Source organism: Kitasatospora sp. NPDC096147, assembly GCF_044763225.1.
Lineage (GTDB): Bacteria > Actinomycetota > Actinomycetes > Streptomycetales > Streptomycetaceae > Kitasatospora.
The window spans coordinates 9533-30616 of sequence record NZ_JBIWFX010000003.1; the positions used below are offsets into that span (position 1 = coordinate 9533).

The following is a 21084-nucleotide window of genomic DNA, read 5'->3' on the forward strand; positions in this document are numbered from 1 at the left end:
GCTGGAGGGCGGGGGGGGGGTGCTGGGGGGGGCTCCCGCCCCGGCTCCGCCGCAGCGCGCGGTGGGGGGGGGGGCGGGGGGGGGGGGTGGGGGGGGGGCCCCCCCCCCCCCCCCCCCCGACGGTGGGTCAGAGCGTCCAGGTCAGCGCACCGGCCCCGACGGTGGGTCAGAGCGTCCAGGTCAGCACACCGGAGTCGGAACGTCCGGGTCAGAGCGTCCGGGTCATGGTCCGGTGCGGGATGCCGGCGTCCTGGTAGACCGGGCCCTCGGCCAGGTAGCCGAGCCGCTCGTAGAAGCCCAGCGCCTGCACCTGGGCGTGCAGTTCGAGCTCGGTGCCGCCGTGCTCGCGCCCGGCCTCCTCCAGCCGGCGGACCAGCGCGGCCCCCAGCCCGGTGCCCCGGGCGGCCTCGCGGACCGCGAGCCGGCCGAGCAGCACCCGGCCCTGACGGCCCGTCATGGCGAGCGCCTCGGCCCCGTGGATCAGCCGCCCGGTGCCCAGCGCCGCGCCGTCCTCACCGACCGCCAGCACGTGCACCGAGGTGGCGTCGTACTCGTCGTACTCCAGCTCCACCGGCACGCCCTGCTCCACCACGAAGACCTCGTGGCGGACCTCCCGGGTCAGCTCCAGGTCGGCCTCCGAGAGGGCGATCCGCAGCTCCGCGCCCATCAGCTCTCCGAGGAGATGATGTCGAGCGCCTTCTGCAGGTCCTCCGGGTACGGGCTGGCGAACTGCACCCACTGACCGTCCGAGGGGTGCTCGAAGCCCAGCTGCACCGCGTGCAGCCACTGCCGGGTCAGCTTCAGCCGCTTGGCGAGCGTCGGGTCGGCGCCGTAGGTGATGTCGCCGACGCAGGGGTGGCGCAGCGCGGACATGTGCACCCGGATCTGGTGGGTGCGGCCGGTCTCCAGCTTGATGTCCAGCAGCGAGGCCGCCCGGTACGCCTCGATCAGGTCGTAGTGGGTGACGGAGTGCTTGCCGTCCCGGGTGACGGCCCACTTCCAGTCCGAGCTGGGGTGGCGGCCGATCGGCGCGTCCACCGTGCCGCTCATCGGGTCCGGGTGGCCCTGCACCAGGGTGTTGTACTTCTTCTCCACGATCCGGTCGTGGAACTGCCGCTTGAGGTCGGTGTACGCGCGCTCCGACTTGGCGACCACCATCAGGCCGGAGGTGCCGACGTCCAGCCGGTGCACGATGCCCTGGCGCTCGGCCGCGCCGGAGGTGGAGATCCGGTACCCGGCGGCGGCCAGCCCGCCGATCACGGTGGGGCCGGTCCAGCCCGGGCTGGGGTGCGCGGCGACGCCGACCGGCTTGTCGATCAGCACGATGTCGTCGTCGTCGTGGACGATCCGCATCCCCTCGACGTGCTCGGCCACCACCTGGACGGGGGCGGCGGGGGCCGGGATCTCCACCTCCAGCCAGGCACCGGCGGTCACCCGGTCCGACTTGCCGGCGGTGGCACCGTCGAGGGTCACCTTCCCGTCGGCGGCGAGCTCGGCCGCCTTGGTCCGGGAGAAGCCGAACATCCGGGCCAGGGCGGCGTCGAGGCGCTCGCCCTCCAGGCCGTCGGGAACGGGGAGGCTGCGGGTCTGTGCGGGGGTACTCACCCGTACGAGTATGCCGGACCGCCCGCCCGGCGCTTCACAACGGAGCACCCGGCGGTACGGCCCCGCAGCTCACCGGGCCCGGTGCGGAGCGCGCTACTCGCCCTTGCTGGAGACCGGGGCGACCGTGCCGTCCGGGTTGCTGCCCTTGAACGACAGCAGCACCACCAGGATGCCGCCGCAGACGATCGCGCAGTCGGCCAGGTTGAAGACCGCGAAGTGCTGGACCGAGATGAAGTCCACCACGTGCCCGCGGAAGACCCCGGGCGAGCGGAACAGACGGTCCGTCAGGTTCCCCAGGGCCCCGCCCAGCAGCAGCCCGAGCGCGATCGCCCACGGCAGGCTGTAGAGCTTGCGGGCGATCCGCCAGATCACCACGATCACGGCGGCGGCGATCGCGGTGAAGACCACCGTCATCGCCTGGCCCATCCCGAAGGCGGCCCCGGGGTTGCGGATCACCTGGAAGGTGGCGAACTCCCCGATCACCTCGATGGCCTGGTGCCCCTCCAGCCGGGCGACCACCAGCAGCTTGCTGCCGAGGTCGATCAGGTAGGCGAGCAGCGCGACCACCAGCAGCACGCCGACCCGGCGGCGCCGGACCGCCTCGGCGGCGGCCGCCGCGTCACCGGCGGCCGTGTCGGGCTCGGGCTCGGTGGTCACTGCGGCCTCCGCGACGTGGCCGGCGGGCTGGACGTCGTCGTCCTGGGCCTGGGGGGAACCTGGAGTACTGATGATCCGCTCCGTTGCCGGGGTGGGGTGGACAAGTCGTCGGGGTCGAGCGTACGGCACCCGCTCGACCCCGTGACCAGCCCGTTGCCTGGGCCGAGTGCCGCTACCGGCGCTCCTGCTTGGCCTTGCAGGTGACGCAGAGCGTGGCGCGCGGGAAGGCCTGCAGCCGGGCCTTGCCGACGGCCTGGCCGCAGGACTCGCAGACGCCGAAGCCGACGCCCTCCAGCCGGGCCAGCGCGCGCTCGGTCTGGGCCAGGCTGTCCCGGGCGTTGTTGGCGAGGGCGAGCTCGCTCTCCCGGTTGATGTTCTTGGTGCCGGCGTCCACCTGGTCGTCGCCGGCGCCGTCGTTGGAGTCCCGCATCAGACCGTTGAGGGCCTGCTCGGCAGCCGTGATCTCGGTCCGCAGCCGGTCCGCGTCCTCGTTCAACTCCTGGTGCAGTTCCTGCACCTCGGCCGCGGTCCACGGGTCCTCACCGGGCCGGACCGGGAGCTCCGCCGGGTCCACCGACTCCGCGCCCCGCGCCCCGCTGCCCGCCGGAGCGTGGTTGCGGCCGGTGGCGGCCACCCGGCCGGTGCTGGTGGTGGTCTTGCGCCGTGTAGTGGTCACGGTCCCCTCCCCTGAGTCGCCCGCCACGGCCTTGTGCGTCCGCTTGGTGGCGGTGGTGGCGGTAGCACCACTTGCCTTCTCAGCCATGGCTTCGACCTCATCTACGAACGAAACGAACCGCCGGTTCCCGGCGGCTTCCGTGCCGGAACGATAATCCCCATCGAATCCCCTCACAATGGGACATACCGATACGGCCGCCGGTTCCCACCCGTTCGACCCGAGCGGCCGTCCTGCCCGGATGCTGTCCAGGTTGTGCCCAGATCGTCACCTGCTAACCACCGGCTGACCAGTGCGGCCCCGCCGCCGGGGCGGCGTGCGACGCAAAGCGGTTGTGCGGGCCGATACACTGAGCGCTGCAAGGCGCTGATGGGACGAGTACCGACGTACGCAGCCAGGAGCGACCCGGGGACGGTGGGAGCCCGGGGGTGTGCGCGGCGGGAAGATCACCCCGGAGCCGCCGGAAGAGGGGCCTGACGGCCCGTTAGACCCGGCCGCAAGCCCAAACAAGTGGGCCGCACCAGCAGTTCGCGGCCAAGGAGGGTGGTACCGCGGGACGGCCTGTCCGTCTCGTCCCTCCGTCGGAAGCCAGTCCACGCATCCGTCGGAGGAAGACGCCCGCGATGAGCACCTACAACTCCGTCCCCGCGCAGGTCGACCTGCCCGCGCTGGAGCACCAGATCCTCTCCTTCTGGCAGGACCAGAAGGTCTTCCAGCGCACCCTGGAGCAGTCCGAGGGCCGCCCCGAGTGGGTCTTCTACGAGGGCCCGCCGACCGCCAACGGCATGCCCGGCGCCCACCACATCGAGGCCCGGGTCTTCAAGGACGTCTTCCCGCGCTTCAAGACCATGAAGGGCTACCACGTCGCCCGCAAGGCCGGCTGGGACTGCCACGGCCTGCCGGTCGAGCTCGCGGTCGAGAAGGAGCTGGGCTTCTCCGGCAAGAAGGACATCGAGGCGTACGGCATCGCCGAGTTCAACGCCAGGTGCCGCGACTCGGTGACCCGCCACACCGACGCCTTCACCGAGCTCACCACGCGGATGGGCTACTGGGTGGACCTCGACGAGGCCTACCGCACCATGGACCCGTCCTACATCGAGTCGGTCTGGTGGTCGCTCCAGCAGATCTTCGACAAGGGCCTGCTGGTCCAGGACCACCGGGTCGCCCCCTGGTGCCCGCGCTGCGGCACCGGCCTCTCCGACCACGAGCTGGCCCAGGGCTACGAGACCGTGGTCGACCCCTCGGTCTTCGTCCGCTTCCCGCTGACCTCCGGCCCGCTGGCCGGCGAGGCCGCGCTGCTGGTCTGGACGACCACCCCGTGGACCCTGGTCTCCAACACCGCCGCCGCCGTGCACCCGGACGTCACCTACGTGGTGGCCACCGACGGGAACGAGAAGCTGGTGGTGGCCGAGCCGCTGCTGGCCAAGGCGCTCGGCGAGGGCTGGGAGGCCACCGGGCAGTCCTTCACCGGTGCCGAGATGGAGCGCTGGGCCTACCGCCGCCCGTTCGACCTGGTGGAGATCCCGGACGCGCACTACGTGCTGAACGCCGAGTACGTCACCACCGAGGACGGCACCGGCATCGTCCACCAGTCGCCGGCCTTCGGCGCCGACGACCTCGCCACCTGCCGCAGGTACGGCCTGCCGGTGGTCAACCCGGTGCTGGCCGACGGCACCTTCGACCCCTCGGTGCCGCTGGTCGGCGGGCAGTTCTTCAAGAAGGCCGACGAGGCGCTGGTCGCCGATCTGAAGGCGCGTGACCTGCTCTTCCGTCACCTGCCGTACGAGCACAGCTACCCGCACTGCTGGCGCTGCCACACCGCGCTGCTCTACTACGCGCAGCCCTCCTGGTACGTCCGGACCACCCAGGTCAAGGACGCCATGATCCGGGAGAACGAGGCCACCAACTGGCACCCCGAGAACGTCAAGCACGGCCGCTTCGGCGACTGGCTGAACAACAACATCGACTGGGCCCTCAGCCGCAACCGCTACTGGGGCACCCCGCTGCCGATCTGGCGCTGCGAGGACGACCACCTGACCTGCGTCGGCTCGCTGGCCCAGCTCTCCGAGCTGACCGGCACCGACCAGTCCGGCCTGGACCCGCACCGCCCGTACATCGACGCCGTCACCTTCGACTGCCCGAGCTGCGCGAAGACCGCCACCCGGGTGCCCGAGGTGATCGACGCCTGGTACGACTCGGGCTCGATGCCGTTCGCCCAGTACGGCTACCCGTACCGGAACAAGGAGCTGTTCGAGAAGCGCTACCCGGCGCAGTTCATCTCCGAGGCGATCGACCAGACCCGCGGCTGGTTCTACACGCTGATGGCCGTCGGCACCCTGGTCTTCGACAAGTCCAGCTACGAGAACGTGGTGTGCCTGGGCCACATCCTGGCCGAGGACGGCCGGAAGATGTCCAAGCACCTGGGCAACATCCTCCAGCCCATCCCGCTGATGGACCAGCACGGCGCCGACGCCGTCCGCTGGTTCATGGCGGCCGGCGGCTCGCCCTGGTCCGCCCGCCGGGTCGGCCACGGCACCATCCAGGAGGTGGTCCGCAAGACCCTCCTGACGTACTGGAACACCGTCGCCTTCCAGGCCCTCTACGCCCGCACCGCCGACTGGGCCCCGTCCGCGAACGACCCCGCCCCGGCGGACCGTCCGCAGCTGGACAAGTGGGTGCTCTCCGAGCTGAACACCCTGGTGCGCGAGGTGGACGCGGCGCTGGAGGCGTACGACACCCAGCGGGCCGGCAAGCTGCTCTCCGGCTTCGTCGACGACCTCTCCAACTGGTACGTCCGCCGGGGCCGCCGCCGCTTCTGGCAGGGCGACGCCGCCGCGCTGGCCACCCTGCACGAGGCGCTGGAGACCGTCACCCGGCTGATGGCCCCGCTCACCCCGTTCATCACGGAGCGGGTCTGGCAGGACCTGGTCGTCCCGGTGGTGCCGGACGCCCCCGGCTCGGTCCACCTGGCCTCCTGGCCGGTGGCCGACGAGGCGCTGATCGACACCGAGCTCTCCCGGCACATGGCGCTGGTGCGCCGGCTGGTCGAGCTCGGCCGCTCCACCCGGGCCGAGTCCGGGGTGAAGACCCGTCAGCCGCTCTCCCGGGCACTGATCGCCGCCCAGGGCTGGGAGGAGCTGCCCGCCGACCTGCGCGCGCAGATCGCCGAGGAGCTCAACGTCTCCACCCTGGAGTCGCTCGCCGAGGTCGGCGGCTCGCTGGTGGACACCAGCGCCAAGGCCAACTTCCGCGCGCTCGGCAAGCGCTTCGGCAAGGGCGTCCAGGACGTGGCCAAGGTGGTCGCCGCCGCCGACGCCGCCGCCCTGGCCGCCGCGCTGCGGGCCACCGGCACCGCGACGGTCGAGCTGAACGGCGAGAGCGTCGAGCTGACGCCGGACGAGGTCATCATCACCGAGACCCCGCGCGAGGGCTGGGCGGTGGCCAACGAGGCCGGCGCCACCGTCGCGCTCGACCTGGCCATCACCCCGGAGCTGAAGCGGCTCGGCATCGCCCGCGACGCCATCCGCCAGATCCAGGAGGCCCGGAAGAACTCCGGCCTGGACGTCGCCGACCGGATCGTGCTGCGCTGGCGGGCCACCGACGAGGAGACCGTCGAGGCCATCGCCGAGCACGGTCACCTGGTCGCCGAGGAGGTGCTCGCCACCGACTTCGCGGCGGGCGCCGCCGACTGGCAGTCCGAGACCTTCACCGACGAGGGCCTGGGCCTGCACTTCCAGCTCCGCAAGGCCTGACCCACCCCGAAGGGGCACCGGACACACCTCCGGTGCCCCTTCGGCACACCCTCACCCGAGCGCCGCGACCCCCGCTTGCAGCACCCCAGGGGCGCGAGGAACTGCGCGAATCGGAAGGCGGCCCACCGGCAACTGAACCACCCTCAGCCAGTTGCACGTGCTGCCGTACCCCCGCGCGCAGTTCCTCGCGCCCCCGGCCCCACCGAGAACCTCCCCAGCGCCGACCTCACCGAGCACCTCCCCGCGCGGCACCCAGCGACGCGACCCCCGCTTGCAGCACCCCAGGGGCGCGAGGAACTGCGCGAATCGGAAGGCGGCCCACCGGCAACTGAACCACCCTCAGCCAGTCGCACATGCTGCCGTACCCCCGCGCGCAGTTCCTCGCGCCCCCGGCCCCACCGAGAACCTCCCCAGCGCCGACCTCACCGAGGACCACCCCGCGCCGACCTCACCAAGGACATCCCCCGCGCGCCGGCGAGACCGAGCACCTCCCCCGCACGCCGACCCCGCCGAGGACATCCCCCGCGCGCCGGCACGGCCGGGAACGCGAGGGCGCCCCCGTGGTGACGGATCGTCACGACGGGGGCGCCCTCGGAGGTGGTGCTGTTTAGTTGTCGCCGTCCTCGTCGATGAGGAAGCCGCGCATCGGGGCCGGAGCCTGCTGCATCGGCTGCGGCGGCTGCGGGCGGACCGCGGCCATCGGCTGGGTCATCCCGGCGGGGGCCATCTGCGCGGCGCCGGTGGGGGCGCCGTTCGGCTGGCCGCCGAAGGAGGGCTGGTTACCGCCGCCGAAGGAGTTCTGACCGCCGAACGACGGCTGCGGGGCACCGCCGCCGAAGGAGTTCTGGCCGCCGAACGACGGCTGGCTGCTCATCGCGGAGGAGCCGGCCGGCGGGAGCGAGGCGGTGGCCGGGATCCGCGGCGGGGCCAGCGAGTCGTCCGCCTGCGACTCCAGCTGGCGCAGCTGGGTCTCCAGGTAGGACTTCAGGCGGGTCCGGTACTCGCGCTCGAAGGCGCGCAGGTCCTCGACCTTGCGCTCCAGGGTGGCGCGGGCGGACTCCAGCGAGCCCATCGCGACCCGGTGCTTCTCCTGGGCGTCCCGCTCCAGCGCGTCGGCCTTGGCGCGGGCGTCCCGCTCCAGGCCCTCGGCGCGGCTGCGGGCCTCGCCGACGATCTTGTTGGCCTCGGACCGCGCCTCGGAGATCGCCTGGTCGGCGGTCTGCTGGGCGAGGGCGAGGACGCGGGCGGCGCTGTCGCCACCGGGGTTCTGCTGCTGCGGCGGCTGCTGCTGCATCGGGCCGCCCAGCGGGCCGCCGAGCTGCTGCTGCATCGGGCCGCCCATGGGCTGGAGCTGCTGCCCGCCCATGGTCTGGCCCATCTGCTGCTGGCCCATCGGCTGGAGCATCTGGCCGCCCATCGGCTGCACCAGCTGCTGCTGGCCGCCCATGGTGCCCATCGGCTGCTGGCCCATCTGCTGCATGGGCTGCATCTGCTGCTGGGGCTGGCCCATCGGACCGCCCTGGCCGGCCGGCAGCTGCGGGGCGCCCGAGGGCAGGCCGAGCGGCTGGTGGCCCTGCTGCTGCGGGGGCTGCTGCATCTGCGGCTGGCCCGGCACCGGCGGGCCGGATATGGCGGCCGGGACGGGGGCGCCCTGCTGGCGTCCGTCCTGCGGCTGCTGCTCCTTGCGCATGTTCGCCTGGTTCTGCGCGGCGGCACGGGTCGCGGCGGCCAGCTTGGCGCGCAGGTCCTCGTTCTCGCGGAGCAGGCGGGTCAGTTCGGCTTCGACCTCGTCGAGGAAGGCATCGACCTCGTCCTCGTCATAGCCTTCACGCAGGCGGACGGTCGTGAACTGCTTGTTCCGCACGTCCTCGGGGGTCAACGGCATCTCTTCACCTCAACGTGATCGTCGGCATCAGCGGCATCCTGTGGCAGCGCTCAAGACGGCAGAGTCAGCACGAGCGATCTCAGGACAAACACAATGATCATCAGTACGAAGAAGGACAGGTCGAGCGCCACGCCCCCGAAACGCAACGGCGGAATGAAACGCCGAAGAAGCTTGAGCGGCGGATCGGTGACAGTGTACGTGGCCTCCAGGACGACGACCATGGTCTTCCCGGGACGCCACGAGCGGGCGAACTGGAAGACCCAGTCCATCACCAGGCGGAAGAGGAGGACGAGCAGGAAGGCGCTCAGTGCGTAGTAGAGCACTGCCCGCACGATCCCCATCGAGTCTCCCTCTCCCTCGTCCTGTCTGTCCCGCTCGTAACGGACGGTCCGTCAGCCGCGTTCCACTGCCATCAGATCCACACGTGAAGTCGTGGTCGGGTCAGCTCTGGTTGAAGAACCCACCCTCGGCGATCCGAGCCTTGTCCTCCGCCGTTACGTCGACGTTAGCAGGAGACAGCAGGAACACCTTCTGCGTCACTCGCTCGATACTGCCGTGCAGACCGAAGACGAGTCCAGCGGCGAAGTCTACGAGCCGCTTGGCGTCCGTGTCGTCCATCTCGGTCAGATTCATGATCACGGGAGTGCCGCCGCGGAACTGTTCCCCGATGGTACGGGCCTCGTTGTAGGTCCTCGGGTGCAGCGTGGTGATGCGGTACGGCTCTCGTTCGTTGACGACCTTGGGCATGATCACCGGGGCGCTCTTCTCCAGGTTGTGGCGGCGTTCGGGTGTGATGGACGACACTGGCGCCATCCTCGGCGGCTCCTGCCGGATCGGCACCGGGGCCGGGACGGGCTGGGGCGCGATGTGCGCGACCGGCGCCGGGGCGGCGGGGGCCGGTGCGGGCCGCTCCAGACCCTCGGTACGTCCGGTCCGGATCGGCTCGGGGTCCGCGTCGTAGTCGTCGTCGGGGTCGTACCCCTGGCCGTCGTACGTCTCGTCCTCCACGAGGCCGAGGTAGACCGCCATCTTGCGCATCGCGCCGGCCATGCTCCCGTCTCCTCCGCTAGGGGGTGGATCGACCGGCCCTTCACCGGTGGTTCCGCGTGCACCCGACACCCCGTCAGGGGGCTTGGAGGGCGGCGGACTTCCGTTCGATCCACGGTTGCCAGCGCTGTAGGCAGCTGCTGGGTTCTGTCCTGTTTTGTCCTGCAGTCTGATCTACTTACCCGCTGACGTTACCGGAGCGTCGGGCGCACTCCGAGCACCGCCGTCCCGACACGCACGTGCGTCGCTCCAGCGGCCACCGCCTGCTCCAAGTCACCGCTCATCCCTGCCGAAACCATCGTGGCAGCCGGGTGGCTCCCGCGTACGGCAGTTGCGATTTCCGCCAGCCGCGCGAAGGCCGCCGCCGGGTCGCCGGCCAGCGGTCCGGCCAGCGGGGCGACGGTCATCACACCGTCCATCCGCAGCCCGGGCGTGTCGGCGATCGCGTCGGCCAGCGCGAGCACCTCGCCGGGGGCGACGCCGGCCCGGCCCTCGCCCTCGCCGGCCTCCTTGTCCAGGGCGACCTGGACCAGGCAACCGAGCGGCGGGCGCCCGGCGTTGCGCACCGCGGCGGCCAGCGACTCGACCAGCCGGAGCCGGTCGACGGAGTGCACGTGGTTGGCGTAGCGCACCACCGAGCGCACCTTGTTGGTCTGCAGCTGGCCCACGAAGTGCCAGTCCAGCGGGAGTTCGCGGCAGGTCTCCGCCTTGGGGGCGGCGTCCTGGTCGCGGTTCTCGGCCACGTCGGTGACGCCGAGGGCGGCCAGCAGGGCGGTGTCCTCGGCGGGGTGGGTCTTGGTGACCACCACCAGCCGGACCTCCTCGCGGGCCCGCCCGGCGGCCGCGCAGGCGTCGGCGATCCGGCGCTCGACGACCTCCAGGTTGGTGCCCAGCTCCTCGTACCGGGCCCGCTGACGGTCGGTCAGCGCGGCCAGGAAGTCCGGGCCGCCCGGCTCGGGTCCGTACAGGTTGGTCATGGTCGCCTCGGTGGGGGGGGTTGCCTGGAGAACGATCAGATGATCGCACTCCGGACCGCACGATGCCCACCGTGCTCCCGCTCTGGGACGGGAACGCGGTGGGCATCGGCGCGCGGTCGGTTGCCTCGTGGTCGGTCGCCCGGAGGCCGGTTACTTGAGGAAGTCCGGCACGTCGAGCTCCTCGGCGGGGCTCTCCACGAACGGCTGGCGGGCCGGCTGGACCTGCGGCGGCACCGGCGGGGCGGTGGCGGTCGGGGCCTCGACCGGGGCCGGGGCCTCCTTCGGACGGTCCGTCACCGAGCCGTAGGTCGGCCGGCCGGCCGGGCGCTCCGGGGTGGTGGAGGCCGGGGTGGACTTCACCACCGGGTCACGGACGATGGCCGGCGGCTGCCCGCCGTCGAAGCCGGCCGCGATCACCGTGACCCGGACCTCGTCGCCGAGCGCGTCGTCGATGACGGCACCGAAGATGATGTTCGCCTCCGGGTGGGCCGCCTCGCTGACCAGCTGGGCCGACTCGTTGATCTCGAAGAGACCGAGGTCGGAGCCGCCGGAGATGGAGAGCAGCACGCCCCGGGCGCCGTCGATGGACGCCTCCAGCAGCGGGGACGAGATGGCCATCACGGCGGCGGCCTTGGCGCGGTCCTCGCCCCGGGCCGAGCCGATGCCCATCAGGGCCGAACCGGCCTCCGACATGACCGACTTGACGTCGGCGAAGTCGAGGTTGATCAGGCCCGGGGTGGTGATCAGGTCGGTGATGCCCTGCACGCCGGAGAGCAGCACCTGGTCGGCCGAGCGGAACGCGTCCAGCACCGAGACCTGGCGGTCCGAGATGGAGAGCAGCCGGTCGTTCGGGATGACGATCAGGGTGTCGACCTCTTCGCGCAGCTGCGCGATGCCGTCCTCGGCCTGGTTCGCCCGGCGGCGGCCCTCGAAGGTGAACGGGCGGGTGACCACGCCGATGGTGAGCGCGCCGAGCGAGCGGGCGATGTTCGCCACCACGGGGGCGCCACCGGTACCGGTGCCGCCGCCCTCGCCGGCCGTCACGAAGACCATGTCGGCCCCCTTGAGGACCTCCTCGATCTCCTCGCGGTGGTCCTCGGCGGCCTTCCGGCCGACCTCGGGGTTGGCGCCGGCGCCGAGGCCCCGGGTGAGTTCACGGCCCACGTCGAGCTTGACGTCGGCGTCGCTCATCAGGAGGGCCTGCGCATCGGTGTTGATCGCGATGAACTCGACGCCCTTGAGACCGACCTCGATCATCCGGTTGATGGCGTTGACACCACCGCCGCCGATACCGACGACCTTGATGACTGCGAGGTAGTTCTGCGGTGCTGCCACGTCGAAGGCCTCTCGCCTCGAATTTCCGGGTCGTCCGCACCGGTTGGCGCGGTCCGACGGATGTCGATGGGTGGGAGCCCGAGTGATTCCTGACTGTATGTCCGAAATTCCGACCACCGACCCGAACCCTAAACTTGACCTTTAGGGTTGTGGCTGTGCCTGCGTCACATCACCGTGGGACACAGCCTGGTGACACAGGACACTATTTCGGTGGGCGGGCCGTGTTCAACGAACACGCCGGGCTTCCCGTTTTTCTTTTGAGCCTATGTGATCATCCATCAGCCGGTGAAACCGGGGTGACCACTCGGGGAGACCCAGGGTCGGGCCGGAACTGGTGCCCCGTCAACACCTCCCCCGGAGGAAGAACTTACCGGATCCTCCGGGTCCGACGGGCCGTCAACCGCCCACGCCGGGCGCCTCCGGGGCGCTCACGTCGTAGATCCGGGCCTTCCGGTTCAGCAGCGCGGTCAGCACCTGCGCCTTGCGCGAGGTCCGCTCCGCACTCCCCCAGCGCACCACCGCACCGTCGGCGAGCTGGAGTTGGATGTCGTCGAAGGACTGCACCCGGACGGTGCCGGCCTGCTTGCGGACCGCCTCCGGCAGGCCGGCCGCGACGGTGATCGCGGAGCGCAGCAGCTCCTCCCGGGGGAAGACCGCCGAGGCGTCGTTCGCCTGCTGACTGAGTGCCAGCTCCACCACCGGGACCCCTTCGGGGGCGGTCGGCTCGGTGGCGAAGGTGAAGCCGGCCGAGTCCACCTGGCCGTAGGCGCCCTCGGGGGTCTTCACGGCGGCCACCGCCCGGCGCTCGGTCACCTTGATCCGCAGGGTGTGCGGCCAGCCGCGCCACACCTCGGCCTTGGCCACCCGGGGCAGCGCCTCCACCCGGCGCTCGGCCTGCGCCAGGTCGACCCGGGCGAGCGGACCGCTCTCGCCGTCGCCCAGCGCCTCGCGGACCTGGTGCGCCGTCAGGTGGTCGCCGGCCAGGCCCTGGACGGCGACCACCCGCACGTCCAGCACCGAGGAGAAGAACACCAGCCAGCCAGCCGCACCGAGCAGCAGCGCGCCGAGCGCGCTCAGCACCACGATCCCGCGCCGGGAGAGCCGGAGCCGGGGGTGGTACTCACCGGCCTCGTCCTCGTCCTCCTCCTCGACCGGGTCGAGGACCGGCGTCTCAGCCACGGCGGCCCCGCCGGGCGGCCTCGATCGCCTCGTACACCATGTCGACCAGCAGGTCGTCGGCGTCCCGGCGGCCGAACTCGGCGGCGGCCCGGCTCATCTCCCAGAGCTTCTGCGGGGCGGTCAGCACCGGCAGCACGTTCTGCAGCACCCACTCCGGGGTCAGCTCGGCGTCGTCCACCAGCAGGCCGCCGCCCGCCTTGACCATCGGCTGGGCGTTCAGCCGCTGCTCGCCGTTGCCGATCGGCAGCGGCACGAAGGCGGCGGGCAGGCCGACGGCGGCCAGCTCGGCCACCGTCATCGCACCGGCCCGGCAGAGCATCAGGTCGGCGGCGGCGTAGGCCAGGTCCATCCGGTCCACGTACGGCACGGCCCGGTACGGCGGCATGCCGGGGATGTCGTCGATCACCGGCAGCTCGTTCTTCGGGCCGACCGCGTGCAGCACCTGCACCCCGTACTGCTGGAGCCGGGGGGCGATGGTCTCGATGGTCTGGTTCAGCCGGCGGGCGCCCTGCGAACCGCCGGAGACCAGCAGGGTGGGCAGCCGCTGGTCGAGGCCGAAGTACGCCCGGGCCTCCGGGCGGACCGCGTTGCGGTCCAGGGTGGCGATGGTGCGGCGCAGCGGGATGCCGATGTACCGGGAGTCGCGCAGCTTGGAGTCGGGGGTGGAGACGGCGACGAAGTCGGAGTACCGGGCGCCGATCTTGTTGGCCAGCCCGGGGCGGGCGTTGGCCTCGTGCACCACGATCGGCACCCCGGCCCGCTTGGCGGCCAGGTAGGCGGGCATCGCCACGTAGCCGCCGAAGCCGACCACCGCGTCGGCCTTCACCCGCTCGATGATCGCCTGGGCGGCCCGGACGGTGGAGCGCAGCCGCCCGGGCACCGTGATCAGCTCGGGGGTGGGCTTGCGCGGCAGCGGCACGGCCGGGATCAGCTCCAGTTGGTACCCGCGCTCGGGCACCAGCCGGGTCTCCAGGCCGCGTTCGGTGCCCAGCGCGGTGATCCCGACCGACGGGTCACGCCGGCGGAGGGCGTCCGCGAGGGCCATGGCCGGCTCGATGTGACCGGCGGTCCCGCCGCCTGCGAGTACGACATGCACCGAAATTCACCGCTCCCTGCGCTTCGGCCGTGCGGCCCCGCGCCCCGTGGTTCGTCCTGGCAGCACCCGGTTCAGGACGGTCCTGAACCGGCTGTTAGAGCTCCGCGCGGACAGTGCCGCCTTCGCCTCCGGGGAGCTGCGCGCGAAGCAGAGCAGCACTCCGACGGCGCACAGGGCCGACAGCATCGCCGACCCTCCGTAGGAGAACAGCGGGAGCGGGACGCCCGCGATCGGCAGCAGTCCCAGCGCCGACCCCAGGTTGACCATGGCCTGGGCCATGATCCAGGTGGTGACGGCTCCCGCGGCGTACCTGACGAAGGGGTCCTTCGTACTGCTGGCCACCCGGATACCCGCGTAGCCTAGTGCCGCGAACAGCCCGAGTACCGACAGCGTCCCCACCAACCCGAGCTCCTCGCCGGTCGCGGCGAAGATGAAGTCGGTGTGGGCCTCCGGGAGTTGGCCCCACTTCTCGACCCCGGCCCCGATCCCGGAGCCGAACGGGCCGCCGGCCGCGAAGGCGTAGAGGCCGTGCAGGGCCTGGAAGCAGTTGACGTTCGGGTCCGGCTGGGTGACGCCGATGCAGGCCAGCCGGTCCATCCGGTGCGGCACCGTGATGACCAGCGCGGTGCAGGCCACCACGGCGATGCCCAGGGTGGCGGCGAACAGCCGCAGCGGGGCGCCGACCGTCCAGAGCAGGCCGAACAGCATGGCGATCAGGATCATCGTGGTGCCCATGTCGCCGCCGAGCATGATCAGCAGCATCAGCAGCAGGGTGCCGGGCACCAGGGGCACCAGCAGGTGCTTCCACTGGTCCAGCATGTGGGTCTTCTGCTTGCGGGCCAGCAGGTCGGCCGCCCAGAGCGCGAGCGCCAGCTTGGCGAACTCGGAGGGCTGGAGCTGGAGCAGCCCGAGGTCCAGCCAGTTCCGGTTGCCGCCGACCTCCTTGCCGATGCCCGGGATGGCGACCAGCACCAGCGAGCCCATCACCCCGAGCATCACCGGGTAGACCAGCAGCCGCAGCAGCTTCACCGGCATCAGCGCGAACAGCACCAGGCCGACCAGGCCGAGCCCCACCGCGATGCCCTGCTTCATGACGAAGAAGTAGGTCGGCAGCCCCCAGCGGACGGCCAGGATCTGCGAGGAGGAGAAGACCATGCTCAGGCCGAGCACCAGCAGCAGGAAGCCGGCCCCGAGGATCAGCAGGTACGGGGTGAGCGGCCGGGCCAGCAGGTACCGGACCCGGCCGCGGAACTGCCGCAGCCGGGTCAGCGGGTCAGCCGCCTTGAAGGTGGCGCTGCTGGCCGAGATGACCGGTGCCCGCCACGGTTCCCGTTCCGGGGCCTGACCCGCCATCACACCGCTCCCCCGTCCAGGTCCGTGCCGCTACAGCGCCCGGACCGCCGCGGCGAAGAGGTCGCCGCGCTCGCCGTAGTTGGTGAACATGTCCATCGAGGCACAGGCCGGGGCCAGCAGGACGGTGTCCCCGTCCCGGGCCAGTCCGGCGGCCGTGCGGACCACCTCGGCCATCGCCACCGCGCCAGTCTCACCCGCTGCCGCCTCGATCACCGGCACATCGGGGGCGTGTCGGGCCAGCGCCTCGGCGATCAGCGCCCGGTCCTCGCCGATCAGCACCGCGGCCCGCAGCCGGCCCGCCGCGCCCTGCACCAGCTCGTCGAAGGTGGCGCCCTTGGCCAGCCCGCCGGCGATCCAGACCACCGGCTCGTAGGCGGCCAGCGAGGCCGCCGCCGCGTGGGTGTTGGTGGCCTTGGAGTCGTCCACGTAGGAGACCCCGCCGACCACCGCGACCTCGGCGATCCGGTGCGCGTCCGGGCGGAAGGCCCGCAGGCCGTCCCGGACGGCGCTGGTGTCCACCCCGTACGCCCGGGCCAGCGCCGCCGCCGCCAGGGCGTTGGTGACGTTGTGCGGGGCGGGCGGGTGCACGTCGGAGACGGCGCCGATCTCGGCCGCGTTCTTGTGCCGCTCGGGCACGAAGGCGCGGTCCACCAGCAGGCCGTCCACCACGCCGAAGTCGGACGGGCCGGGCGAGCCGAGGCCGAAGCCGACGGCCCGGCAGCCCTCCTCGACGTCGGCCTCCTCGACCAGCGCGCGGGTGGCCGGGTCGGCCAGGTTGTAGACGCAGGCGACCTGGTTCCCCTGGTAGATCCGGCCCTTGTCGGCGGCGTACGCCTCCATCGAGCCGTGCCAGTCCAGGTGGTCCGGGGCCAGGTTGAGCACCACGGCCGAGTGCGGGCGCAGGCTGGGCGCCCAGTGCAGCTGGTAGCTGGAGAGCTCGACCGCGAGCACCTCGTACGGGTCCTCGGCCAGCACCGCGTCCAGCACCGAGACGCCGACGTTGCCGACGGCGGCGGTGCGCTTGCCGGCCGCGGTCAGGATCGAGGCCAGCATCTGCACGGTGGTGGTCTTGCCGTTGGTGCCGGTGACGGCCAGCCAGGGGGCCGGCTCGCCGGTCTCCGGCAGCGGCCTGCGCAGCCGCCAGGCCAGCTCGACGTCGCCCCAGACCTCCAGCCCGGCCGCCTCGGCGGCCAGCAGGAGCGGGCTGCTCGGCGGCCAGCCGGGCGAGGTGACGACCAGTCGGGTGCCCTCGGGGAGGGTGGCGCCGTCGCCGAGGCGCACCGCGATGCCCTCGCCGAGCTGCCCGGCCCGGGCCCGCAGGCCCTCGCCGTCGCCGCCGTCCACCACGGTGACCTCGGCCCCGAGGTCCCGGAGCACCCGGGCGGCCGAGACGCCGGAGATGCCGAGCCCGGCCACCACCACGGGCAGACCCGTGAAGTCGGGGTTGTGACCGTCCGTCATCCGGTCACCCAGCCCGCGTAGAAGAGGCCGAGGCCGACCGCGACGCAGAGGCCCTGGATGATCCAGAACCGGACCACGATCAGCACCTCGCTCCACCCCTTGAGTTCGAAGTGGTGCTGGAGCGGGGCCATCTTGAAGACGCGCTTGCCGGTCATCCGGAACGAGCCGACCTGGATGATCACCGACAGGGTGATGATCACGAACAGGCCGCCCAGCAGGGCCAGCAGCATCTCGGTGCGCGAGCAGATCGCCAGACCGGCCAGCGCGCCGCCGAGGGCCAGCGAGCCGGTGTCGCCCATGAAGATCTTGGCGGGCGAGGTGTTCCACCAGAGGAAGCCGAAGCAGGAGCCCATCAGCGCGGAGGCGATGACGGCGAGGTCCAGCGGGTCGCGGACGTCGTAGCAGCTGTTGGTGGCGGTGGCCATCACGGCGCAGGTCTGGCCGTACTGCCAGACGCCGATGAAGACGTAGGCGCCGAAGACCATCACCGAGGCGCCGGTCGCCAGACCGTCCAGACCGTCGGTGAGGTTCACGCCGTTCGACATCGCGGCGATCATGAAGTACGCCCAGATCACGAACAGCACCGGGCCGATCGACCAGCTGAAGTCCTGCACGAACGACAGGCTGGTGGAGGCCGGGGTCAGCCCGCGGTCGTCCTTGAACTGCAGCGCCAGAATGGCGAAGGTCAGGCCGACGAACGACTGGCCGAGCAGCTTGGCCTTGGCCCGCAGGCCCAGCGAGCGCTGCTTCACGACCTTGATGTAGTCGTCCAGGAAGCCGACCAGGCCGAGCCCGGCGGTCAGGAAGAGCACCAACAGCCCGGAGGCGGTGGGCTTCTCACCCGTTATCACCTTGGTCGCGGCGTAGGCGATCAGGGTGGCCAGGATGAACGCGATGCCGCCCATGGTGGGCGTGCCGCGCTTGCTCAGGTGGGCCTGCGGACCGTCGTCCCGGATCATCTGGCCGTAGCCGTGCTTGGCCAGCAGCCGGATCAGGGCCGGCGTGCCCAGCAGCGAGAGGATCAGGCCGATCAGGCCGGAGAACAGGATCTGCTTCACTGCGCGGCTCCATCGGCCAGCAGGGCCTCGGCGACCCGCTCCAGACCCACCGAACGGGATGCCTTCACCAGGACCACGTCCCCGGGCCGTAGTTGACCCCGCAGCAGCTCCACCGCCGCGTCCGCGTCGGACACCAGCACCGACTCCTCACCCCACGAACCTTCGTTCCTCGCGCCCAGTTCCATACAGGCCGCGTCCCGTCCGCCGACCGCCACCAGCTTGGTGACGTCCAGTCGGACCGCGAGCCGCCCGATGGCGTCGTGCTCGTCGAGGCTGTCCTCGCCGAGCTCCCGCATCTCACCGAGCACCGCGAAGGTACGGCGGCGCTCCGGGCCGCGTCCAGCCATGTTCGCCAGCGCCCGCAGCGCGGCCCGCATGGACTCGGGGTTCGCGTTGTAGGCGTCGTTGACCACGGTGACACCGTCGGCCCGTTCGACGACCTCCATGCGCCAGCGGGACAGCGCTTCCGCCCCGCCGAGCGCGGCGGCGATGTCGTCGACGGACATCCCGAGCGCCACCGCCACCGCAGCGGCGGCGAGGGCGTTCGAAACGTGGTGCTCACCGTACAGGCGCAGGCTCACGGGTGCGGAACCGGCCGGGGTGGTCAGCGTGAAGCGCGGCCGCCCGGCGTCGTCGAGGTGAACGTCGGTGGCCCGCACGTCGGCTGACGGACTCTCGCCGAAGAAGAGGACCTTCGCGCGCGTACGGGCCGCCATGGCCTTGACCAAGGGGTCGTCGGCGTTCAGGATCGCGGTGCCCCCGGCGGGCAGCGCCTCGACCAGTTCGCCCTTGGCCTCGGCGATCCCGGCCTTGGAGCCGAACTCGCCCAGGTGCGCGGTGCCGATGTTCAGCACCGCGCCGACCAGCGGCGGGGTGATCCCGCACAGGTAGGCGATGTCGCCCTTGTGCCGGGCACCCATCTCCATCACCAGGTGCTCGGTGGACGGCTCGACCCGGAGCGCGGTCATCGGGTGGCCGATCTCGTTGTTCATCGAGCCGGGCGGGAAGACCGTCTCGCCCCTGCGGGCGAGCAGCTGGGCGATCAGGTCCTTGGTGGAGGTCTTGCCGGCCGAGCCGGTCAGCGCCACCACGGCGGCGGTGGAGCGGTCCACCACGGCGCGGGCCAGCTTGCCGAGCGCGGTCTGCACGTCCGCCACCAGCACGGTGGGGACGTCCAGCTGACGGGTCGCCAGCACCGCGACCGCGCCGGCCTCCACCGCCCGCCCGGCGAACTCGTGCCCGTCCACCCGCTCGCCGACGATGGCGACGAAGAGCGAGCCGGGGGTGAGCTTGCGGGAGTCGTGCTCCACCGAGGAGGAGACCACGGCGGCCGGGTCCGCGCCGTGCAGGGTGCCGCCGACGGCCTCGGCCACCTCTGCCAGCGTCAGTGCGATCACAGGTGCTCAACTCCCTTGGAGGTGCGGTGCTCGATCGCCGTGCGCAGGACCTCACGGTCGTCGAAGGGGCGGACCTCGCCCCGGACGTACTGGCCGAGCTCGTGGCCCTTGCCCGCGACCAGGACGGTGTCCCCCGCGTGCGCGTGGGCCACCGCGTCGGCGATCGCCTCGGCCCGGTCCGGTACCACCAGCACCTCGCCGCGCTCGGTCTCCGGCACCTCGGTGGCGCCGTTCAGCATGCTGGCCAGGATCGCCAGGGCGTCCTCGGAGCGCGGGTTGTCACTGGTCAGCACCGCCGTGTCGGCGAGCCGGGCGGCGATCGCGCCCATCGGCCCGCGCTTGTACGGGTCCCGGTCGCCGCCGCAGCCGACCACCACGTGCAGCCGGCCCTTGGTGACCTCGCGCAGCGACTCCAGGACGGCCTGCAGGGCGTCCGGCTTGTGCGCGTAGTCCACCACCGCGACGAACGACTGCCCGGCGTCCACCCGCTCCAGCCGCCCGGGCACGCCCGCGACGGCGGCCACGCCCGCGACCGCCTCGGCCAGCGGCACCCCGGCCGTGACCAGCGCGGTGATCGCACCGAGCGCGTTGGCGACGTTGAACGGGCCGGGCAGCGGCACGCTCGCCTCGGCCGACGCACCGTCAGGCCCCGCCACCGTGAAGGTGGAGCCGAGCGGACCGAGCTGGACGTCCAGCGCGCGCCAGTCGGCCGCCGGGTCGCCCTTGGCCGAGAAGGTGGTGACCGGGATCGGCGCCTCGGCGGCGATCCGCCGGCCGTACGGGTCGTCGTGGTTGGCCACCCCGAGCCGGGCCTTGTCGGTCTGGAACAGCTTGGCCTTGGCCCGGAAGTAGTCCTCCATGTCCGGGTGGAAGTCCAGGTGCTCCGGCGTCAGGTTGTTGAACAGCGCGACGTCGTAGACCACGCCGTCCACCCGGCCGTAGCTGAGCGCGTGGCTGGAGACCTCCATCACCACGGCCTCGGCGCCCCGCTCGGCCATCACGGCGAGGATGGCGTGCAGGTCGGTGGACTCCGGGGTGGTGCGCTCGCTCTTGATCCGCTCGCTGCCGACCCGCATCTCCACGGTGCCGATCACGCCCGGGTTCAGGCCGGCCGCCTTCAGCCCGCCCTCCACCAGGTAGGCGGTGGTGGTCTTGCCGTTGGTGCCGGTCAGCCCGATCATCCGCAGGCCCTCGCTGGGGCGGCCGTACACGGCGGCGGCCAGCTCGCCCATCCGGGCCCGGGGGCTCTCCACCACCAGCAGCGGCGCACCGCAGTCGGCCGCCTGCCCGGCGCCCTCACGGTCCGTCAGCACCGCGACCGCGCCCTGCCCGACGGCCTGGGCGGCGAACCGGGCCCCGTGGTGGTTGGCCCCCGGGAAGGCCACGTAGACGTCCCCGGGCCGCACCGCCCGGGAGTCGTGGGTGACGCCGGTGACCGCCGCGCCCTCGACGGCCGGCACCCCCAGCAGTCGGGCGGCCTCGGCCAGCGGCAGCGCCGCCGGGGAGGTGGGTCGGGGCGGGCTCGCGGAGATTTGATCGGGTTTCGGCACGGCCGGAAGGCTATCCGCCGGGACCCCCGTAGAGCCAAACCGGGTCGCTGCGCTCTTGC

The 21084-nt window shown here is 72.2% G+C and carries 17 protein-coding genes; 1 reads left to right on the top strand and 16 read right to left on the bottom strand.

Going from position 1 to position 21084, the window contains the following annotated elements; translation table 11 throughout:
• Nucleotides 1-208: 208 nt before the first annotated feature.
• From ACIRBX_RS10565 to ACIRBX_RS10580, 4 genes are all read right to left on the bottom strand, one after another.
• Nucleotides 209-667: a GNAT family N-acetyltransferase gene (locus tag ACIRBX_RS10565; protein WP_402295312.1), complete on the bottom strand. Its 459-nt coding sequence runs from the start codon at nt 665-667 to the stop codon at nt 209-211.
• On the bottom strand, nt 667-1605 hold the full coding sequence (locus ACIRBX_RS10570) for an RluA family pseudouridine synthase (protein WP_402295314.1): 939 nt from the start codon (nt 1603-1605) through the stop codon (nt 667-669). Before ACIRBX_RS10570 ends, ACIRBX_RS10565 begins: the two co-directional genes overlap by 1 nt.
• A gap of 93 nt (nt 1606-1698) precedes the next feature.
• Complete coding sequence (gene lspA, locus ACIRBX_RS10575; protein ID WP_402296444.1) at nt 1699-2337, bottom strand: signal peptidase II; 639 nt, start codon at nt 2335-2337, stop codon at nt 1699-1701.
• 97 nt (nt 2338-2434) lie between these two features.
• A complete protein-coding gene (locus ACIRBX_RS10580; RefSeq protein ID WP_402295316.1) occupies nt 2435-2938 on the bottom strand; it encodes a TraR/DksA family transcriptional regulator in 504 nt (167 codons plus the stop codon).
• Nucleotides 2939-3558: 620 nt separating this feature from the next.
• On the opposite strand from ACIRBX_RS10580, the gene ileS reads away from it, so the two are divergent.
• A complete protein-coding gene (ileS, locus tag ACIRBX_RS10585) occupies nt 3559-6687 on the top strand; it encodes an isoleucine--tRNA ligase (RefSeq protein WP_402295318.1) in 3129 nt (1042 codons plus the stop codon).
• 607 nt (nt 6688-7294) lie between these two features.
• On the opposite strand, the gene ACIRBX_RS10590 is transcribed toward ileS, so the two are convergent.
• The 12 genes from ACIRBX_RS10590 to ACIRBX_RS10645 all read right to left on the bottom strand — a co-directional run bounded on the left by ACIRBX_RS10590 (nt 7295) and on the right by ACIRBX_RS10645 (nt 21025).
• Entirely contained in the window at nt 7295-8572 is a 1278-nt protein-coding gene (locus ACIRBX_RS10590; RefSeq protein ID WP_402295320.1) for a DivIVA domain-containing protein, read from the bottom strand.
• 50 nt (nt 8573-8622) lie between these two features.
• Nucleotides 8623-8913 carry a YggT family protein gene (locus ACIRBX_RS10595; protein ID WP_345279720.1) on the bottom strand — a complete coding sequence of 97 codons (291 nt, stop codon included), beginning with the start codon at nt 8911-8913 and terminating at the stop codon, nt 8623-8625.
• Nucleotides 8914-9013: 100 nt separating this feature from the next.
• Nucleotides 9014-9622 carry a cell division protein SepF gene (locus ACIRBX_RS10600; RefSeq protein WP_402295322.1) on the bottom strand — a complete coding sequence of 203 codons (609 nt, stop codon included), beginning with the start codon at nt 9620-9622 and terminating at the stop codon, nt 9014-9016.
• Nucleotides 9623-9810: 188 nt separating this feature from the next.
• Nucleotides 9811-10596 carry a YggS family pyridoxal phosphate-dependent enzyme gene (locus tag ACIRBX_RS10605; RefSeq protein WP_402295324.1) on the bottom strand — a complete coding sequence of 262 codons (786 nt, stop codon included), beginning with the start codon at nt 10594-10596 and terminating at the stop codon, nt 9811-9813.
• Nucleotides 10597-10746: 150 nt separating this feature from the next.
• Nucleotides 10747-11931: a cell division protein FtsZ gene (ftsZ, locus tag ACIRBX_RS10610; protein WP_402295326.1), complete on the bottom strand. Its 1185-nt coding sequence runs from the start codon at nt 11929-11931 to the stop codon at nt 10747-10749.
• Nucleotides 11932-12327: 396 nt separating this feature from the next.
• Complete coding sequence (locus ACIRBX_RS10615) at nt 12328-13110, bottom strand: cell division protein FtsQ/DivIB (RefSeq protein ID WP_402295328.1); 783 nt, start codon at nt 13108-13110, stop codon at nt 12328-12330.
• A complete protein-coding gene (gene murG, locus ACIRBX_RS10620) occupies nt 13103-14206 on the bottom strand; it encodes an undecaprenyldiphospho-muramoylpentapeptide beta-N-acetylglucosaminyltransferase (protein WP_402295330.1) in 1104 nt (367 codons plus the stop codon). Before murG ends, ACIRBX_RS10615 begins: the two co-directional genes overlap by 8 nt.
• 6 nt (nt 14207-14212) lie before the next feature.
• Nucleotides 14213-15559: a putative lipid II flippase FtsW gene (ftsW, locus tag ACIRBX_RS10625; protein WP_402295331.1), complete on the bottom strand. Its 1347-nt coding sequence runs from the start codon at nt 15557-15559 to the stop codon at nt 14213-14215.
• A gap of 30 nt (nt 15560-15589) precedes the next feature.
• A complete protein-coding gene (gene murD / locus ACIRBX_RS10630; protein WP_402295333.1) occupies nt 15590-17020 on the bottom strand; it encodes a UDP-N-acetylmuramoyl-L-alanine--D-glutamate ligase in 1431 nt (476 codons plus the stop codon).
• Nucleotides 17017-18078: a phospho-N-acetylmuramoyl-pentapeptide-transferase gene (mraY, locus tag ACIRBX_RS10635; protein WP_402295335.1), complete on the bottom strand. Its 1062-nt coding sequence runs from the start codon at nt 18076-18078 to the stop codon at nt 17017-17019. Before mraY ends, murD begins: the two co-directional genes overlap by 4 nt.
• Entirely contained in the window at nt 18075-19475 is a 1401-nt protein-coding gene (gene murF, locus ACIRBX_RS10640; protein WP_402295336.1) for a UDP-N-acetylmuramoyl-tripeptide--D-alanyl-D-alanine ligase, read from the bottom strand. Before murF ends, mraY begins: the two co-directional genes overlap by 4 nt.
• Nucleotides 19472-21025 carry a UDP-N-acetylmuramoyl-L-alanyl-D-glutamate--2,6-diaminopimelate ligase gene (locus tag ACIRBX_RS10645; RefSeq protein ID WP_402295337.1) on the bottom strand — a complete coding sequence of 518 codons (1554 nt, stop codon included), beginning with the start codon at nt 21023-21025 and terminating at the stop codon, nt 19472-19474. The genes murF and ACIRBX_RS10645 overlap by 4 nt, the downstream gene beginning before the upstream one ends.
• Nucleotides 21026-21084: the final 59 nt, after the last annotated feature.

What these genes read in the sequence shown, in the direction of transcription:
- ACIRBX_RS10565 (WP_402295312.1), bottom strand. Translation starts at nt 667, where the DNA reads ATGGGCGCGGAGCTGCGGATCGCCCTCTCGGAGGCCGACCTGGAGCTG.
- ileS (WP_402295318.1), top strand. Translation starts at nt 3,559, where the DNA reads ATGAGCACCTACAACTCCGTCCCCGCGCAGGTCGACCTGCCCGCGCTG.
- ACIRBX_RS10590 (WP_402295320.1), bottom strand. Translation starts at nt 8,572, where the DNA reads ATGCCGTTGACCCCCGAGGACGTGCGGAACAAGCAGTTCACGACCGTC.
- ACIRBX_RS10595 (WP_345279720.1), bottom strand. Translation starts at nt 8,913, where the DNA reads ATGGGGATCGTGCGGGCAGTGCTCTACTACGCACTGAGCGCCTTCCTG.
- ACIRBX_RS10600 (WP_402295322.1), bottom strand. Translation starts at nt 9,622, where the DNA reads ATGGCCGGCGCGATGCGCAAGATGGCGGTCTACCTCGGCCTCGTGGAG.
- ACIRBX_RS10605 (WP_402295324.1), bottom strand. Translation starts at nt 10,596, where the DNA reads ATGACCAACCTGTACGGACCCGAGCCGGGCGGCCCGGACTTCCTGGCC.
- ftsW (WP_402295331.1), bottom strand. Translation starts at nt 15,559, where the DNA reads ATGGCGGGTCAGGCCCCGGAACGGGAACCGTGGCGGGCACCGGTCATC.
- murD (WP_402295333.1), bottom strand. Translation starts at nt 17,020, where the DNA reads ATGACGGACGGTCACAACCCCGACTTCACGGGTCTGCCCGTGGTGGTG.